Here is a 16,104-nt window from a genome sequence, read left to right as displayed (position 1 = left end):
TATGGCCGAGATCACCCTCGACGGCATCGCCAAATCCTTCGGCGCCGCCCGCGCCCTGGAGCGCATCGACCTCACCGTCGCCGACGGCGAGTTCGTCGCCCTGCTCGGCCCCTCCGGCTGCGGCAAGACCACGTTGCTGCGCATCATCGCCGGGCTGGAGAGCGCATCGAGCGGGCGCGTCGTCATCGGCGGGCGTGATCTCACGCAGGTGCCGACGCGCCAGCGCGGCCTCGCCATGGTGTTCCAGAACTACGCCGTCTTCCCGCATCTGAGCGTCTACGAGAATGTCGCCTTCGGCCTGCGCATGCAGGGCGCCGACGAGGCCCGCATAAAGGCGCGCGTCGGCAAGGCGGCCAAACTGCTGCACATCGAGCCCTATCTCGAGCGCTATCCGGCAAAGCTCTCCGGCGGCCAGCGCCAGCGCGTCGCGGTCGCCCGCGCGCTCGCGGTCGAGCCGCCGGTGCTGCTGATGGATGAGCCGCTCTCCAATCTCGACGCGCTGCTGCGCCTCGAAATGCGTGCCGAGCTGAAGGCCGTGCTGCGCGAGGCCAGGACCACCACGATCTACGTCACCCACGACCAGACCGAGGCGATGGGCCTGGCCGATCGGATCGCGGTGATGCATGGCGGGCGCATCGAGCAGATCGACCGGCCAACCGCGGTCTATGAGCGCCCGGCCACGACCTTCGTCGGCGGCTTCGTCGGCAGTCCACCGATGAACTTTCTGCCGGTCACCATCGCAAATGCGCGGCTGGAGCTGCCAGGCTCGAGCCTGGCGGCGCCAAAGGCTTCCGGCGACTTGTTGATGGGCATCCGGGCCGAGGACCTGACGCCGGTCGCCGCCGGCGAGGGCCTGCCTTTCGACGTCGCCGTGGTCGAGCCCCTCGGCGCGCACGACCTCGTCACCGGCCGCAGCGGGCCGACATTGCTGCGTGTCGCAGCACCCGCCGGCAGCGGCCACAAGCCCGGCACGAGGATCGGCCTCAGGCCGGACCCGAAACGACTGGTCTGGATGGATCCGGCCTCGGGCCGGGCGATCCAGGCGCAATGACGGACCTTTGAGACGATGACGATCGATATCGAAGCGGCCCGCGCGATCCTGCGTGCCAATGACCGCGGCGGCTACACGGTTCCGACCGACCGGCTCTACCCGTTCCAGTGGAACTGGGATTCGGCCTTCGTCGCGATGGGCTGGGCGACCTTCGACGAGGAACGGGCATGGCGCGAGCTGGAGCGCCTCGTCGAGGGCCAATGGGACGACGGCATGGTGCCGCACATCGTCTTCCATGCGCCGAGCGACGACTATTTCCCCGGGCCGGAGGTCTGGCGCACGCGCCACCGCATCCCGACCTCCGGCATCACCCAGCCGCCGGTGCTCGCCAGCGCGATCCGCTTCGTCTTCGAGCGGGCGACCGGCGCCGATCGCGCCGCCCGTGCGAGCGCGCTCTACCGGCAGGCGCTCGCCTCGCATGATTGGTGGGACAGGGCCCGCGACCCCGGCGGTACCGGCCTCGTCGCGATCCTCCACCCCTGGGAATCGGGCATGGACAACAGCCCGGCCTGGGACGAGGCGATGGCGCGCCTGACGATCGAGCCGACGACGCCGATCCGGCGGCGCGACATCTCCCATATCGACGCCGACATGCGCCCGAGAGACGAGGATTATCGTCGCTTCATCGCGCTGGTCGATCTCTATGCGAGCCATGGCTGGGAGCCGGCAGCGATGTGGCGGGCCTCCCCCTTCAGGCTGGTCGATGTCGCCACCAACGCGATCCTGCACAAGGCCGAAGAGGACCTGCTGGTGCTGGCTGAGCAGTTCGGCAGTGCAGCGGAGCACACTCGCATCGCCGTCCGGCGCCAGAGGCGCGAAGCCGCCTTCGCCCGGCTCTGGAGCGCCCCCGATCGCATCTATCGCGCCTGCGACCTCGCGACGGGTAGGCTCGTGCCGGCCTCGACCTCGGCAGGGCTGCTTCCGCTCTTCGCCGGCCTGCCCACGCCGGAGCAGGCAACGGCGCTCGCAGCCGAGCTCGGGAGCTGGCTCGCGCTCGTGCCGCATCCAGTTCCGAGCACCGCGCCAGCCGATGCCCGCTTCGAGCCCAGGCGCTATTGGCGCGGGCCGGCCTGGGCGGTCGTCAACTACATGATCGCCGAAGGCTTTGCACGCTATGGCAAGGCCGGGCTGGCGGAGCGAATCCGCACCGCGACGCTGTCGCTCATGCAGGCAGAGGGCTTCGCCGAATATTTCGACCCCGCCTCGGGCGCCGGCCTCGGCGGCGGCAGCTTCTCCTGGACGGCCGCGATCGGCCTGCTGATCGATCAGCAGGCGAACTCGCAATCGCGTCACGCCGCAGCATGAGGCTCTCGGGCGTCCGGCGCGATACCAGCTGAGAGCCTTCGCCCCGACCGGGCCGCTGCACCCCGCAATTCCCGCATTGCCGAAGCGCCGGCAATCAGCTATCCAGCCTCCACGGAAAGCGCCCGTAGCTCAGCTGGATAGAGCGTTGCCCTCCGAAGGCAAAGGTCACACGTTCGAATCGTGTCGGGCGCGCCATTCTTTCTAAGAAAATCAATGCATTGGGCGATTGCGCCCCCTTTTCTAACACTAGCAGGCTCTACTCGCGGAAGCGATGCGTCGCGTCTTATGCGTGACGAAAAGGGGTGTCGGACCCATTTCTGGGGATTCGAGGGTTCTCTGTTGTCATTCCTGGCGGAAGCATTTCGGCTTGAGACATGGCGAATCCCTCGAGCGTTGCCCACGTGGGTAACGCTCGTCACAATTGTCGCGCGCCAATTCCCGACAGGTGGACCGCAGAAGCCCTTGTCCGCAGGTGGCGCAAAGCCGACGAGTGGCCTTGGTACAGGGCCGCGACTGGGTTGGATGGAAATCATACATGGCGCGAACAAGAGCTATCCGCGCGCATCATCGCTATGATCAAAGGATCATACACCGGCAGTATCGCGACGATAAACTCAGGGGTGAGTAGCTGCAATCGGTCCCCGGCGAAGCGCGCGCGGCGTTATCGCCGGGAAAATTCGGCCAATCTCCGAAGCCGCGATCGTCATTGACCTCTTTCGGCAGCCTTCCCATCAGCGCCGATCCGTACCCTGGGTTCGCTAAGGGTCGAGAGCCGACATCCGATTAGCCTCACTGCCGGCGATACCGGGCTCGACCTTGGTGTGTGCCCAGAAAAGTTTTTGGCCCGCTGTTTGATAAGATCACTCACCTGAAACCGCTTTCGCCATGACGCGAGCGATCAGGTCATAATGGCGCCAGAGTTCGGGATCGATCGGGGCCGGTGCGCCGAAATAGCCATCCGGCGTGACTGCCTTGGCCTCGCTGCCGCCCTTGCGCCAGCGAACGAGATCCGCCTCGCCCAGCTGCGTCGGAACCAGCTCCGGGAGGATGTCGAAGTCGATCAGCGCCGGATAGTAGCGCGCCATTGCTGCGGTCTCGAGCTCGTCGGCATGGACGCCGAGAATCCCTGTCGTCCTCAGCGTGTCCAAGCCCTCCGGACGCTGCCAAGGCACCCAGAACGGTTCGTTGCCGGAGCAGCCCAGCCGGTCGAACAGGCGCCAGCGCAGCGGCGCATAGAGCCAGCGCGCGCGGCCCGGGCAGCGCTCGAGCTGCTCCAGCATGACCTTGTGCAACATCCGGTTGTGCTCGAGGTCGCCATGGTGGCTGACGACGAGGACATCGCGAAAGCCGTTCTCGCAGAGCGTGTCGACGATGTCGTTGAGCAGTGCGGCTGCAATCTCGGGCCGGGTGCGGAACGTCGCCGGAAAAGCCGAGAGCACATGATTCACGCCCCAGTAGAATGGTGGTGCGATGACGAGCTCACGGCCGGCTTCCGCGGCATAGAATTTTGTCAGCCGGCAAAGCGTCGTTGCAATGTGCGCATCGGTTCCGATCGGCAAATGCGGGCCGTGATGCTCCATCACGCCGATCGGCAGGAGCACGCCCGCCCCGCGCTCGGCTGCAGCGGCAATGGCTGGCCCGGTCATCTCGACCATGGTGCCGGCGTAAAGATCCTGTTCGATCATGACGTCCTCATACCGAAATCAGCGAGCGAACGGCCGCGAAGTCCGCGAGAAGATCATCCGAGACGCCTTCGCGGACGATCCTGCCACGATCGAGCACGATCGCCCTGTCGCTGAGCCGCAGCGCATCCTCCGCGTGCTGCTCGACGATGATGATCGCGAAGCCGAACTCCTCCCGCAGGCGCCTGATCGAATGCTCCAGCTCCTCGACGATCACCGGCGCCAGGCCTTCGAAGGGCTCGTCGAGAGCGAGCAACCGGGGGTTCGTCATCAGGGCGCGGGCGATCGCCAGCATCTGCTGCTCGCCGCCGGAGAGATTGTCACCGTGGTTGCGGCGCCTTTCATGCAGGCGTGGGAACATCGCGTAGGCTTCCGCCAGCCCGAACCGGCCAGGTCGATGCGCGACCAGCAGGTTTTCCTCGACGGTCAGGGACGCGAAGATGTCACGCTCCTGCGGCACCCAGCCGATACCGAGTGCCGCGCGTCCGCTCGCATCGCTGCGGCAGATCTCCTCGCCGCGCCAGCGGATCGCGCCGGCGGTGACACGGGCATGACCCATCAGCGCCAGGATCAGCGTGGTCTTGCCGACGCCGTTGCGGCCGAGCACCGCCAGGCCTTCGCCTTCGTCGAGGCACAAGCCGACATCCTCGATCACGACCGCGTCGCCATAGCCGGCGACCAGGCTTTCGATTTCAAGCAGCATGATCGCCTCGCCGGCCGAGATAGACTTCCCTGACGCGCGGATCGGCCGAGATCTCCGCCGGGGTGCCTTCGGTGAGGATCGCCCCGGCAACCAGCACCGTGATCCGCTCGGCGAAGCGGAAGACCAGGCCCATATCGTGCTCGATGAAGACCACGGTCAGGCTGGCGGGCAAGGCGTGGATGCGCTCGAAGATCGCCGCGCTTTCGGCCGCCGGTACGCCAGCGGCCGGCTCGTCGAGCACGAGCACGCGCGGGCGCGCCGCCATGGCGATCGCGATTTCGAGCAGGCGCTGGCTGCCATAGGGCAGCGCCGCGACCGGGCGCTCTGCCAGCGCCAGCAGATTGACGAAGGCAAGGCAGGAACGCGCCTCGTCGAGCGCCGCCCGGTCGCTGCGCACGGAGCGCCAGAAGACGGCCGTCCGGCGGTTCCGCTCGAGCACGGCGAGAAGGACGTTGTCGAGGACCGTGAGCTTGCGGAAGAGCTGGTTGATCTGGAAGGTGCGGGCCAGCCCCATATGGACGCGCTGCGCCTCCGAATGGCCGGTCGCGTCCTCGCCGCCGATCAAAATGCGACCGGCAGCCGGTTTCACGCTGCCGGTCAGGGCGTGGACCAGCGTGGTCTTGCCGGCGCCATTGGGCCCGATCAGCGCATGGCGCGCACCGGCCCGGATCGAGAGCGAAACGTCGCGCACCGCCTGGAAGGCGCCAAAGCGCACGCTGAGCGCGGTCGTTGCGAGCGCAGCGGTCATGCGCGCCTCCCGAACCGGCCGAAACGCTCGATCAAGCCGCCTATGCCGCCACGTGCCAGAAAGACCGATGCCATCAGAACGATCCCGAGCCCGAGTTGCCAATAGCGCGGACTCATCGTCGAGAGTCCGTCCTTGACCAGCCCGAAAGCGGCGGCGCCGATGCTGACGCCGGCTATGTGGCCGGTCCCACCCAGCGTCACCACCATGACGATCTCGGCCGAACGCTCGAAGCCCAGCATGTCGAGCGAGGCGAAGCGGCTCGTCTGTGCCAGGAGCGCGCCGCCGACACCGGCGATGGCTCCGGAGAGCAGGTAGCTCACGGCCAGATGGCGCGCGACCGGCGAGCCGATCGCCGGCATGCGTCGCGGATTCTCGCGGATGCCGCGTAGCGCCAATCCGAAGGGAGAGGTCGTCACCCGCCACAGCGCCGCATAGACGAAGGCGAAGACGATCAGCGCGTAAAGAAAGGCGGTCCTGCCCTCGAAGTCGAAGGCGAACAGCCCGAGCAGCGGTGCCACCTCGAAATCTGCGAGCCCGTCGGCGCCACCGGTGAGGTCGCGCATCCGGTTGGCGGCCTCGTGGATAAGAGAGGCGACGCCGAGCGTGACCAGAAGCCTGGTGAAATCGCTGCCGCGGACCACGATCGGGCTCAGCACCAGGGCGACGAGAGCCGAGATCGACGCGCCCGCCATCAGCCCGAAAAGCGGGTCGGTGAAGCCCCATCGCGCGAGGATGGCACTGCCATAGGCGCCGAGGCCGAGAAAGACGGCATGGCCGAGCGAGACGATGCCGGCATGGCCCTGCAGCAGGTCGTATGACAGTGCGAAGATCATCAGCACGAGGATCTGCGTCGCCAGGGCGAGATGGTTTGGAAACAGGAAGTAGCTCGCGATCAGCGCCGCGAAGATCAGCGGCGTGACCGGGCTGAACGGCAATGCGGGCTTCGACAGGCCGCCATGGCCGGCAGGATTCAGCGCGCTCATGCCGCCCGCCCCTTCAACCCTGCCGGCTTGACCAGCAGCACGGCGACGAGCAGGCCGAAGATCACGAAGCCGCCGGCCTCGGGGAGGAGGTATTTGAACAGCGCGTCGACCGTGCCGAGGCCGAGCGCCGCCAGCAGCGAGCCCTCGATCGAACCGGCTCCGCCGATCGCGACCACCATCAGCAGCATGGTCAGGTATTTCAGGGCGAAGGCCGGGTCGAGCCCGAGCATCTCGACGGAAAGCGCGCCGCCGAGCCCGGCCAGTGCCGCGCCGAGCCCGAAGGTGAGCGCGAACAGGCGCTCGACCTGGATGCCGATCCCTTCGGCGGCACGGCGATTGTCGACCGCGGCGCGAATCCTGGCGCCGAACAGCGTGTGTTCGAACAGGTAGATCAGGGCGATCGCGGTCGCAGTGCCCATAGCGATCAGGAAGAGGCGGTAGCTGGTGATTTCGAGCCCGGCCAGGGCGACGCGGCCGGTCAGCCAGGCCGGCGTCTGGATCGCCTGCTGCTGTGGCCCGAAGATCAGGTTGGCGAGCGCGCCGAGCGCAAAGGCGAGCCCGATCGAGAACAGCACCTGCTCCAGCGCGCTGCGCCGGTAGAGATGACGGATGGCGGTCCGCTCGATCGCGATGCCGAAGGCGCCGACCACGACGAACGCCAATGGCAGGGCAAGAAGGAATGGAAGGCCGGCTCCGACCACGACCACGGCGAGATAGGCTCCCACCATCGCGAAAGCGCCATGGGCGAGATTGATGAAGCGCATCAGGCCGAGTGTGACCGAGAGGCCGACCGCGGAGAGGAACAGCAGCATCCCGTAGGCGACGCCGTCAACCAGGACGGCAACGAGGCTAGACACCTGGATTGACTCCCTTGCCCGCCGGCTCAGCGCGCGGTCTTGCCGGGGTCGACGACGGCCTTGTAGGTCTCGAAAGCCCTGTTCTGCCAACGCCCGTCGAGCTTCTCGCCACGGCGAATATAGACGTCCTGCACCACATCGCGCGTTTGCGGATCGATGGTGATCTTGCCGCGCGGGCTCGTCAGGGTGAGGCCCTTCATCGCCTCGAGCAAGCCGGTGGCATCGGTCTTGCCACCGGTCTTGGCGACGGCCTTGTAGAGCAGGTCCATCGCATCATAGGCCTGGACCGCGCGGAAGTTCGGGATCGCCTCCGCGCCGGCGACCTCCTTGTAGGCCTTGATGAAGCGCTCGTTCTCGGCGCTTGCGATGCCTGACTGGTAGTGATGGGCCGAGATCACGCCGTCGAGCCCTTCGCCGATCAACGACAGCGAATTGTCTTCGACGACGTCACCGGTGACCAGTAGCTTGATGCCCGCCCCAGCGAGATTTCGCTCGCGCGCCGCCTTCATGAAGGCCACGGAGACATCACCGCCGGGATTGAAGGCGAAGAGCGCATCCGGCTTGGCCTCGATCACGCGTTGCAGATAGGGCGCATACTCCATCGAGGTGACGGGCGTGCGGACTTCGCCGACCACCTGTCCGCCACCGGCGATGAAGGCCTTCTTGAACCAGGTCTCGGCATCGATGCCCGGCGCAAAGTCGGAGACCATCGTGTAGACGGTCTTGATGCCGTTCTTCGCCGCCCAATCACCGAGCGTCGCCGCAGATTGCGGCAAGGTCCAGGAGACCCGGACGAAATAGGGCGAGCGTTCGGTGATGATCGAGGTCGCGGCGTTGACGATGATTGCCGGGCGCTTGGCCTCACCGAGCAGCGAGGCGGCCGACATCGCGTTCGGCGTGAAGCTGTAGCCGATGATCACATCCGCCTTCTCGCGCAGGATCAGTTCCTGCGTCAGCCGGCGGGCGAGGTCGCCGGAGCCCGGTCCCTGATCGTCGCGCGTGACGATTTCCACCGGTTGTCCAGCCACCGTTTTGCCGTTGAGCTTTTGATAGGCGGCGATGCCCTGCTCATACTGACGTCCCTCGTTGGCGAAGGTGCCCGACAACGGCAGGATCACCCCGACGACCAGCTTGCCATCGGCGGCAGGGGCCGCTGCCGGCGAAAACCCGGCTGCCAAAGCCAGCCCGAACGTTGCGGCGCGCAGCGCCCAGCCGAAATCCCCGTTCACGATCATCTCCCGTTTCAGATGCAGCGTTGCCCGCTGCCGACTCACGACCTGCGCTTCACCCGCCCCTCTGGCGGTCGTGCGCGAGCCTGCGGAAATCCCGCCCCTTGCCCGATTCCGGGACTGCGACGCCGACGATGCGTCTGGGTGAGCTCAAAGGATCATCGAAATCGAGGTCTGTCAAATAATTTATGAATTTTCCATTTCACATAAAAAATTGGAAGTGCACAAAAAGATTCTCAGCGACCCCGGCGGCGCTTCGGCGGGCTTGCACCGAGCTGCTCGTCGAGCCTGGCGAGTGTTGCTCTCGCGCCCCCCTCGATATGCTCGGCGAGCAGCTGGCAGGCCTCTGCCTCGCGGCGGGCGAGGCAGGCTTCGAGAATCGCCTTGTGCTCAGCATGGATCGAGGGTCGCAGCTCGGGATAGCGCACCACGGCGCGGCGATAGCGCTCCGACTGCTCGTAGAGCAGGGCGCAGAAATGCAGCAGCCAGGGCGAGCCGCAGGCCGCTTCGAGCGCATTGTGGAAGGCGCTGTTGCGCTGCTCCCATTCGTCGGCGTAGCTCGCCGGATCGCCGGTCAGGCTCGTCTCCATGCGCGACATGCGGTGATAGGCGCCGACGATCCCGGCCTCCCACTCATCGTCGCCATTGGCGATCGAGCGGGCCAACGCCATCGTCGAGAAGCGCTGCCTGAGATCGGCGACATCGAGCAGTTCCTCGCGCGACACCGGTGCGACCTGGAACCCGCGCTGCCCTTCGCCGCGCACCAGCCCTTCGACGGCAAGGCGCGACAGTGCCTCCCGGACTGGATTGCGGCCGATGTCGTAGCGTTCCTCGAGCTGGTCCGGCCGCAGCCGCTTCCCAGGCTCGAACTCGCCGACGATGATGTCGCGGCGCAGCTTGATGAGCGCCTCGTCGGCCTGTGTGCGAGGCCCGTCCTGTCTGAGCAGCCAAGCCGAAGGACCCCAGTCGGGTTTCGGCTGTTTGCTGGCACTATCCGCCATCCATACCCCCTTGCGGGCGCGAATCGAGGCCGGCCCGCCTACTCGTTTCCACCTGCAATACACGAAATCAGGTATGCATGGGATAATTTCTAAGAAGCTGATTTTGCATCAAAAGTACAAAATTTATAAATTATTGTTGCGCAGGGGAATGCTGCCCGCTATGGATCGCCTCACAGGAGAACTCATGATGGCGAACGAATTTGACCCGGACCTGCCGTCCAACCGGCTGATCTTCGACATCCGCCGCGACAATGATGTCTGGCCGCACTTCAAGGAGCGGCTCGAAGAGCTGATGGAGGCCTATGGCCTCAGCGTGGCAGAGCGCGAGGCGTTCCGCGCCGTCGACGTCCGGCGTCTCGGCGAGCTCGGCGTGCATCCGTACTTCCTGCCGCAGGTCACGCGGCTCTTTCACGGCGCAGCCGGCAACACGACCAAGAGCGCGGCAGCCGAAGCTTATCGCCGCTCCTTCGGCGAGCAGATCGTCGAGCATCGCGACATTTCAAGCGAGGAGAAGCCGCATGGCTGAGTTCGTTTCGATCATGGCCATGGCGCATGCGCCGGGCGTCACGGGCTGGCTCGATTCCTGTCCCGTCTCCGACCAGCAGGCGATTCAGGCGGGCTATGAGGAACTGGGGCAGATCATGCGCGCGGCGAAGCCGGACGTGATCATCGGCGTCGGCAACGACCACCTGCTCAACCTGCCCCTGAAGAACCCACCGAACTGGCGCGTCGATTGCGCGTCGGAGTGGACCGGCCCGGCCGAGTTCTTCAAGGCCTGGCTGAAGCAGCCCGGCTACCAGGTCCGCGGCCGGCCGGAGATTGCCGAGATCATCGCCCGCGAGGCGATGGCGGCCGGCCACAAGATCGACCGCGGCGATGGCCTGCTCTTCGACGACAACTGGTCGGTGCCACTCTGGTATCTCGGCTATGACGTGCCGATCCTGCCGATCCATATGAACTGCATCAATCCTCCGGTTCCCGAGCCGGCCGATTGCATCCGCTTCGGCCGGGAATTGCGGCGGATCGTGCGTGACGTCCTGCCGGCCGGCCTTCGCGTTGGACTGATGGGCACGGGTGGGCTGTCTCATGAGCCCGGCGGGCCACGCTATTTCACGATGGATTCGAAGTTCGACCGCTGGTTCCTCGAGCTGATGGAAGAAAGCGACGCCGACCGGGTGATCCGGGAGGCGACCGTCGAGCGGATGAACGATGCCGGCGGCGGCGGCACCACCGAGCTCCTCGCCTGGATGGTGGCGATGGCGGCGGCGGGCGGCACCGGCGCGCGCTCAGTCTTCTATGTTGCGTCGGCGGAGATGCGTTGCGGCATCGGCGCCAGCGTCTGGTCGGATTTCGCCTGACATGGCCGAGCGCGAGACAACAGAAGCGTTTGCCAGCCGAGGCGCCCTTGGGACTGTCGAGGAGCGGGTCGCGCCACAGCGCGCCGCGCTGATCGTGGTCGACATGCAGAACGATTTCTGTGCTCCCGGCGGCTATATCGACGGTATCGGCAAGGACGTCTCCGGCCTTGCCGCCATCGTGCCGCCGCTGAACGGGTTGCTGGCGCGGGCACGCCGCGCCGGGGTGCCGGTGGTTTGGCTGACCGCCTGCTATGAGGAGCACGAGATCCCACCCTCGATGATCACGCAACGTCGCCGGATCGGCGCCAGCGCCGTCTGCTGCGAGCGCGGCTCCTGGGGAGCGGGGTTCTTCGGCGTCTCGCCGGAGCCTGGCGAGGCGGTATTCGAGAAGCACACCTATTCCGGTTTCTCCAATCCCGGCTTGGGGCGGCATCTGCGGGCGCTGGGGCGCGAAGCTCTGGTCTTCGCCGGTGTGCAGACCAATGTCTGCGTCGAATCGACCCTCCGCGAGGCGCATAGCCGCGGCTTTGACGTTGCCATCGTGCAGGACGCCGTCGCCTCGCACGCGGCCACGCAGCACCAGGCCACACTCGCCAATGTCGGTTTCCTGTTTGGCGACGTGGTCACGGCCGAAGCCGTCGAGCGAGCCTGGGCCGCTCCGCCGGCGGGCTCCGTGGCAATGGAGGTGCATTCGCAGGTCTCGGACGCGCTCTTGCCCGGCGGGAACCGATGACGGGCGCCGCGCTGATGCGGCGACGCATCGACATCCATCACCATTTCATACCGCCGCGCTATCGCGAGCTGGTTGGCGCGGATGCTATCGGCCGCACGCTGGTCTCGGGGCAGGCGCCCGCCTGGAGTCCGCAGCAGTCGATCGAGGCGATGGACCGCAACGGCGTTTCGCTCGCAGTCGTCTCGATCTCGGCCCCGGGCTTTCAGTGCGACGATGGCGCGCGCGCGGCGCTGTGCCGCCATTGCAACGATTTCGCCGCGCGCATGCGAAGCGACCATCCGGGCCGGTTCGGCAGCTTCGCGTCGCTGCCGCTGCCGGATATCGAAGCCAGCCTCAAGGAGATCGAACACGCCTTCGATGAGCTTGCGGCCGACGGCATCGGCCTGCTCACCAATTATGGCGGTCGCTATCTCGGGGACCCCCTGTTCGATCCGATCTTCGAAGAGCTGAACCGCCGCGCGGCAACGGTCTTCATCCATCCGACCGACACGCCCTGCGGCTGCTGGGTCGGGCTGCCGGCGGCTTCACTCGAATTCCCGTTCGACACCACGCGTGCGATCGCCAATCTGCTGTTTTCCGGCACGATCGGCCGGTATCCGAAGCTGCGCCTGATCTTCTCTCATGCCGGCGGCACGGTACCCTTCCTTGCAGGGCGCCTTGCCAGGCTCGAGCGCCGGCCGGACTACAAGCAGATGGTCCCGGAAGGCGTGAAGGCGCTGCTCCAGAGGCTTTACTTTGATACGGCCCTATCAGCCGGGCCGTCTATGCTGAACCCGCTTTTGGCATTGACGACACCGGAGCATGTCCTTTTCGGCAGCGATTATCCCTACGCGCCCGAGGATGCGATGACCGCGGCCGTGAGGTCGCTCGACGCCATGTCGCTGCCGAACTTGGCAGCCGATGCGATCCTGGCAGGAAATGCGCTGGGGTTGCTGCCGTCCGTGGGAGTTCGAAGCGGGACTTAGCCAAGGCGGCCGTGCATCGACGTTATTTTTAGGCCAGCTCGGCGCGCAGATTCGACTTTGCTGGCCCGGCTCATCGATGTCCTTCGAGGTTGGCGGGGCTGAGGCGTCGCGCGAGGTGCTCGGCGAAGAGACGTGCCGCCGGAAGCGGAATCTTGGCCGCGGGCGTCACTGCATGGATCGGGACCTTCTGTGTCTCGTACTCGGCCAGCACGATCTCCAGCTCGCCCCGTTCGACGAGGTCGCGGACCTGCCAGAGCGGCGTGAAGCCGAGACCCAGGCCGAGCGCAGCGGCCGAATAAGTTGCGGCAGTGCTGTCGGTCCGCAGCCTCCCGCTTACGCGGATAGTGCGGAGTTCGCCGTCGATCTGAAACGGCCATGCCTCCGACACCACGTCGAGACGGCGCACCAAGCATTGATGATCGGCAAGCTCGCCGGGATGGCCGGGACGACCATGCTTCGCAAAATATGCCGGTGATCCATAGACCACGCGGCGCAAGGCGCCCAGCCGCCGCGCCTTCAGCTCGGAATCGGGCAGGTCGCCGATGCGAACCGCCAGATCGACGCCATTCTCGACGAGATCAAGAAAGCGATCGCTCAAGCTGAGCTCGACCTCGATCTTCGGATATCGCTCAAGGAACTCGGCGAGCGCCGGGACGACGTGAACGGGCGCGAACAGCACCGGCGCGCTGATCCGTAGCAATCCGACAGGTTCGGCGCGCTGGTTGCTGGCTTCCATGCCGGCATCGCTGATCTCGAGAAGTGCCGGCCGGATGCGCGAATAGAAGCGGCGTCCCGCTTCGGTCGGATGCGATCGGCGGGTGGTGCGGCGCACGAGCTCGACGCCGATGCTCTCCTCGAGGGTGGCGAGCGATCTGCTGACCGATTGCAGGGAGCGCCGTAGAGCCTGCGCCGCTGCGGTGAAGCTTCCCTCGTCCAGGATGGCGACGAACGCCTCCAGGTCCTCGAGACGATGCATGAATTCGCCCAGCCCGATTATATTGGTGCTCGATATAATTTCTCCCAAAATGCCTCGATTATCAACCAGATCCCCGCACCTCACATTGAGCTGATGATGTTCAATGGAGTTCGCTGATGACTGCTGAGATCGACACCGTCCTCGCTGTCGGGGCCCATGGCCGATTCGCCGGCCTCGTCCCGCCCGCGCTGCGATCCAAGGGAATCAAGGTTAGGGCGCTCGTGCGCGACGATGCCGCCGCCGCGGCAGCTCTACGGAATGGCGCTACCGAGCTGGCTCGCGGCGATCTCCGTAACCCAGACACGTTGCTCGCGGCGGTGCGCGGCGTTCAGGGCGTCTTTCATATCGGCCCGGCCTTCGCCCCGGATGAAGCGGAGATGGGCCTCAACATGGTGTGCGCCGCGCGACAGGAGGGCGTGGCGAAGTTCGTCTATTCCTCGGTGATCCAGCCGACTTATGCCAAGCTCCCCAATCACGCGAGCAAGATCGTCGTCGAACAGGCGCTGTTCGAATCCGGGCTCGACTACACGATCCTGCGGCCGACCAACGTCTTCCAGAACCTGATCGCCGCCTGGCCCGCCATCGCGAGAACCGCGACCTTTGCCGAACCGTTCCCCGCAACGATGCGCGTCGCCCGGGTCGATTATCGCGACGTTGCCGAAGCTGCCGCCATCGCCTTCAGCAGCAACCGTCTGTCATACGGTGCCTTCGATCTTTGCGCCGACGGATCGCCCAATCGCGACGAGATCGTCGCCTTGATGAGCGACGTTCTCGGGCGCAGCATCGCCGCCGCCGAGCCGAACTTCGACACATGGACCGCGAAAGCGAACCTGCCATACGCCCCCGCGCAGATCGAGGTGCTGCGCCAGGTCCATGCGCATTATGCGGCGCATGGGGCACCGGGCAACGGTCTCGTCTTGCGAGCGATCCTCGGTCGCGAGCCGCGCACGCTGCAAGCCTTCATTCAGGAGCTGGCAACAGGCCAAAGCCTGACAGGCCCGGACGCGCAACCGATGACGGCTCGGAGCTGACGATGACCGAGGCATCGAATGCAGCGCATCGCCGCAGCGCGGTTGATCACACGGTGGCGATGACGCCAGGCATGACCTTGTTCTTCGCGGCGGCAGTCGCGATCACGGTCCTCAACCTGTTCGCTTCGCAACCCCTGCTTGGCCTTATCGGCCCGGCTTTCGGAATGACTCCTGCCCAAGCCAGCCTGATCACCACCTTGACGCTGTTGGGCTATGCGCTCGGGCTCGTCTTCCTCGTTCCGCTGGTCGACCTCGTACCCAATCGCCGCCTGATCCTGCTGACATTGCTTTGCTGTGTCGCATCGCTGGTATCGACGTCGCTCGCCCCGACCACCTCGCTTCTCCTGGCGAGTGCGGTTGCGCTTGGCGTGACTTCGACGGCCGTCCAGATGCTTGTTCCCATCGCGGCGGCGCTGGCAGCCCCTGAGGCGCGAGGCCGGGTGGTCGGCAACGTGATGAGCGGACTGATGGTCGGCACGCTGCTCTCGAGACCGCTCGCCAGCCTGGTGGCGGAACTTGCCGGCTGGCGTTCCTTCTACGCGCTGAGCGCCGTTCTCATCGCGGTTCTGACTGCGGCAATGGCGAAGACGTTGCCCGAACGACGGCCTTCGCCCGGCGCGAGCTATGGCTCGCTGATCGCCTCGCTGGGGACGTTGATCTGGCAGGAGCCGGTGCTGCGCCGGCGCTCTGCCTATCAGTTCCTGCTGATGGGAGCGTTCAGCCTGTTCTGGACCGCGATCGCGTTGCGGCTGACGGCCCCGCCTTACGGGCTCGGGCAGATCGGCATCGCGGTGTTCTCGCTTGCGGCCGTCGGAGCAGTCGTGATCGCACCTGTCGCCGGGCGACTGGCGGACCGTAACAAGGCGAGCATGATGACGCCGCTGTTCCAGGGGGCGGTCGTCCTCGCCTTGCTGCTGGTGGCCGTAGCAGACGGGGCTGGCGAGTTGCTTCCGCTCAAGGCCATGCCGGCCCTGTCGCTTGCATTGCTCGGCATTGCCGCGTTCCTGCTCAGTCTTGGTGTGACCGGCGACCAGATCATCGGACGCCATGCGATCAACATGCTTCAGCCCGAGGCGCGCGGGCGCCTGAACGGCCTCTACACCAGCTTCATGTTCACCGGCGGGGCGCTTGGAGCATTTGCCGCAGGTCCGGCCTGGGACCACGGAGGCTGGTCTCTCGTCTACCTGCTGGCCTTGGGAGCCGCTTCGATCGCAGCCCTGCTGACGATCGGCGCCAGCTTCGCCGTATCGAAGCGCTGAGCGACGAACCGGCTGCGCGACACCGATTGCCGGATCATGGATGTTGCCTTTTCATCCAGCTGCTCCGGTCCGGCGCAATTCGGCGGGGGTGGCCGTGGATGGCGGCGAGCGCCGTTACACCAAGCGATATCCGGCGAGCCTTTCGCGAGTTGTCCGCGGACCAAGCCGCCTTGGCCATGGCTGCCAATTTGGTTAGGGCAGCTGAGCTGCGCGCTGCGAGTGT

At 66.0% G+C, this 16,104-nt stretch carries 16 protein-coding genes and 1 tRNA gene; 9 read left to right on the top strand and 8 right to left on the bottom strand.

Annotated elements, in window-relative coordinates; translation table 11 throughout:
* Position 1 precedes the first annotated feature (1 nt).
* The 3 genes from ACWIGM_RS24865 to ACWIGM_RS24855 all read left to right on the top strand — a co-directional run bounded on the left by ACWIGM_RS24865 (position 2) and on the right by ACWIGM_RS24855 (position 2,551).
* Entirely contained in the window at positions 2–1,051 is a 1,050-nt protein-coding gene (locus ACWIGM_RS24865) for an ABC transporter ATP-binding protein (protein WP_454028640.1), read from the top strand.
* 15 nt (positions 1,052–1,066) lie between these two features.
* The gene (locus tag ACWIGM_RS24860) at positions 1,067–2,356 is read left to right on the top strand and encodes an MGH1-like glycoside hydrolase domain-containing protein (RefSeq protein ID WP_454028639.1); all 1,290 of its coding nucleotides are present in this window, start codon (positions 1,067–1,069) and stop codon (positions 2,354–2,356) included.
* Between the two features lie 118 nt (positions 2,357–2,474).
* Positions 2,475–2,551: transfer RNA gene (locus tag ACWIGM_RS24855), tRNA-Arg, on the top strand.
* Between the two features lie 665 nt (positions 2,552–3,216).
* Here ACWIGM_RS24855 and ACWIGM_RS24850 read toward each other — a convergent pair.
* From ACWIGM_RS24850 to ACWIGM_RS24820, 7 genes are all read right to left on the bottom strand, one after another.
* Positions 3,217–4,041 carry a creatininase family protein gene (locus ACWIGM_RS24850; protein WP_454028638.1) on the bottom strand — a complete coding sequence of 275 codons (825 nt, stop codon included), beginning with the start codon at positions 4,039–4,041 and terminating at the stop codon, positions 3,217–3,219.
* A 7-nt stretch (positions 4,042–4,048) separates the two neighbouring features.
* Positions 4,049–4,741 carry an ABC transporter ATP-binding protein gene (locus tag ACWIGM_RS24845; protein WP_454028637.1) on the bottom strand — a complete coding sequence of 231 codons (693 nt, stop codon included), beginning with the start codon at positions 4,739–4,741 and terminating at the stop codon, positions 4,049–4,051.
* Complete coding sequence (locus tag ACWIGM_RS24840; RefSeq protein WP_454028636.1) at positions 4,731–5,489, bottom strand: ABC transporter ATP-binding protein; 759 nt, start codon at positions 5,487–5,489, stop codon at positions 4,731–4,733. Before ACWIGM_RS24840 ends, ACWIGM_RS24845 begins: the two co-directional genes overlap by 11 nt.
* A complete protein-coding gene (locus ACWIGM_RS24835) occupies positions 5,486–6,472 on the bottom strand; it encodes a branched-chain amino acid ABC transporter permease (protein WP_454028635.1) in 987 nt (328 codons plus the stop codon). The genes ACWIGM_RS24840 and ACWIGM_RS24835 overlap by 4 nt, the downstream gene beginning before the upstream one ends.
* Positions 6,469–7,329 carry a branched-chain amino acid ABC transporter permease gene (locus ACWIGM_RS24830; RefSeq protein ID WP_454028634.1) on the bottom strand — a complete coding sequence of 287 codons (861 nt, stop codon included), beginning with the start codon at positions 7,327–7,329 and terminating at the stop codon, positions 6,469–6,471. Before ACWIGM_RS24830 ends, ACWIGM_RS24835 begins: the two co-directional genes overlap by 4 nt.
* A 26-nt stretch (positions 7,330–7,355) precedes the next feature.
* Complete coding sequence (locus tag ACWIGM_RS24825; protein ID WP_454028633.1) at positions 7,356–8,558, bottom strand: ABC transporter substrate-binding protein; 1,203 nt, start codon at positions 8,556–8,558, stop codon at positions 7,356–7,358.
* 236 nt (positions 8,559–8,794) lie between these two features.
* Entirely contained in the window at positions 8,795–9,559 is a 765-nt protein-coding gene (locus ACWIGM_RS24820) for an FCD domain-containing protein (protein ID WP_454028632.1), read from the bottom strand.
* A 187-nt stretch (positions 9,560–9,746) separates the two neighbouring features.
* Between ACWIGM_RS24820 and ACWIGM_RS24815 the strand changes: the two genes are divergently transcribed.
* The 4 genes from ACWIGM_RS24815 to ACWIGM_RS24800 are packed head-to-tail and all read left to right on the top strand — an operon-like array spanning position 9,747 to position 12,615.
* Positions 9,747–10,085, top strand: coding sequence for a hypothetical protein (locus tag ACWIGM_RS24815; RefSeq protein WP_454028631.1), 339 nt, complete (start codon positions 9,747–9,749; stop codon positions 10,083–10,085).
* Positions 10,078–10,917, top strand: a complete 840-nt coding sequence (locus ACWIGM_RS24810; RefSeq protein WP_454028630.1) for a DODA-type extradiol aromatic ring-opening family dioxygenase — start codon at positions 10,078–10,080, stop codon at positions 10,915–10,917. The genes ACWIGM_RS24815 and ACWIGM_RS24810 overlap by 8 nt, the downstream gene beginning before the upstream one ends.
* A gap of 1 nt (position 10,918) precedes the next feature.
* Positions 10,919–11,650, top strand: coding sequence for a cysteine hydrolase family protein (locus tag ACWIGM_RS24805; protein WP_454028629.1), 732 nt, complete (start codon positions 10,919–10,921; stop codon positions 11,648–11,650).
* The gene (locus ACWIGM_RS24800; RefSeq protein WP_454028628.1) at positions 11,647–12,615 is read left to right on the top strand and encodes an amidohydrolase family protein; all 969 of its coding nucleotides are present in this window, start codon (positions 11,647–11,649) and stop codon (positions 12,613–12,615) included. Before ACWIGM_RS24805 ends, ACWIGM_RS24800 begins: the two co-directional genes overlap by 4 nt.
* A gap of 70 nt (positions 12,616–12,685) precedes the next feature.
* Here the strand turns inward: ACWIGM_RS24800 and ACWIGM_RS24795 are convergent, their stop codons facing one another.
* Positions 12,686–13,591, bottom strand: coding sequence for a LysR family transcriptional regulator (locus ACWIGM_RS24795; RefSeq protein WP_454028627.1), 906 nt, complete (start codon positions 13,589–13,591; stop codon positions 12,686–12,688).
* 116 nt (positions 13,592–13,707) lie between these two features.
* Here ACWIGM_RS24795 and ACWIGM_RS24790 point away from each other — a divergent pair, with 116 nt between their 5' ends.
* Together ACWIGM_RS24790 and ACWIGM_RS24785 are read left to right on the top strand one after the other, a co-directional pair.
* On the top strand, positions 13,708–14,622 hold the full coding sequence (locus ACWIGM_RS24790; protein WP_454028626.1) for an NmrA family NAD(P)-binding protein: 915 nt from the start codon (positions 13,708–13,710) through the stop codon (positions 14,620–14,622).
* Positions 14,623–14,624: 2 nt separating this feature from the next.
* Positions 14,625–15,881, top strand: coding sequence for an MFS transporter (locus ACWIGM_RS24785; RefSeq protein ID WP_454028625.1), 1,257 nt, complete (start codon positions 14,625–14,627; stop codon positions 15,879–15,881).
* The last annotated feature ends 223 nt before the right edge of the window (positions 15,882–16,104 follow it).

This window comes from Allobosea sp. NPDC055332 (genome assembly GCF_053645455.1).
This window is presented reverse-complemented; position numbering and strand designations above follow the sequence as displayed.

Excerpts from the sequence above, each read along its gene's own strand:
- ACWIGM_RS24860 (WP_454028639.1), top strand. The coding sequence starts at position 1,067 with ATGACGATCGATATCGAAGCGGCCCGCGCGATCCTGCGTGCCAATGAC.
- ACWIGM_RS24810 (WP_454028630.1), top strand. The coding sequence starts at position 10,078 with ATGGCTGAGTTCGTTTCGATCATGGCCATGGCGCATGCGCCGGGCGTC.
- ACWIGM_RS24785 (WP_454028625.1), top strand. The coding sequence starts at position 14,625 with ATGACCGAGGCATCGAATGCAGCGCATCGCCGCAGCGCGGTTGATCAC.
- ACWIGM_RS24800 (WP_454028628.1), top strand. The coding sequence starts at position 11,647 with ATGACGGGCGCCGCGCTGATGCGGCGACGCATCGACATCCATCACCAT.
- ACWIGM_RS24840 (WP_454028636.1), bottom strand. The coding sequence starts at position 5,489 with ATGACCGCTGCGCTCGCAACGACCGCGCTCAGCGTGCGCTTTGGCGCC.
- ACWIGM_RS24835 (WP_454028635.1), bottom strand. The coding sequence starts at position 6,472 with ATGAGCGCGCTGAATCCTGCCGGCCATGGCGGCCTGTCGAAGCCCGCA.
- ACWIGM_RS24795 (WP_454028627.1), bottom strand. The coding sequence starts at position 13,591 with ATGCATCGTCTCGAGGACCTGGAGGCGTTCGTCGCCATCCTGGACGAG.
- ACWIGM_RS24820 (WP_454028632.1), bottom strand. The coding sequence starts at position 9,559 with ATGGCGGATAGTGCCAGCAAACAGCCGAAACCCGACTGGGGTCCTTCG.
- ACWIGM_RS24815 (WP_454028631.1), top strand. The coding sequence starts at position 9,747 with ATGGCGAACGAATTTGACCCGGACCTGCCGTCCAACCGGCTGATCTTC.
- ACWIGM_RS24790 (WP_454028626.1), top strand. The coding sequence starts at position 13,708 with ATGACTGCTGAGATCGACACCGTCCTCGCTGTCGGGGCCCATGGCCGA.
- ACWIGM_RS24845 (WP_454028637.1), bottom strand. The coding sequence starts at position 4,741 with ATGCTGCTTGAAATCGAAAGCCTGGTCGCCGGCTATGGCGACGCGGTC.
- ACWIGM_RS24865 (WP_454028640.1), top strand. The coding sequence starts at position 2 with ATGGCCGAGATCACCCTCGACGGCATCGCCAAATCCTTCGGCGCCGCC.
- ACWIGM_RS24850 (WP_454028638.1), bottom strand. The coding sequence starts at position 4,041 with ATGATCGAACAGGATCTTTACGCCGGCACCATGGTCGAGATGACCGGG.
- ACWIGM_RS24805 (WP_454028629.1), top strand. The coding sequence starts at position 10,919 with ATGGCCGAGCGCGAGACAACAGAAGCGTTTGCCAGCCGAGGCGCCCTT.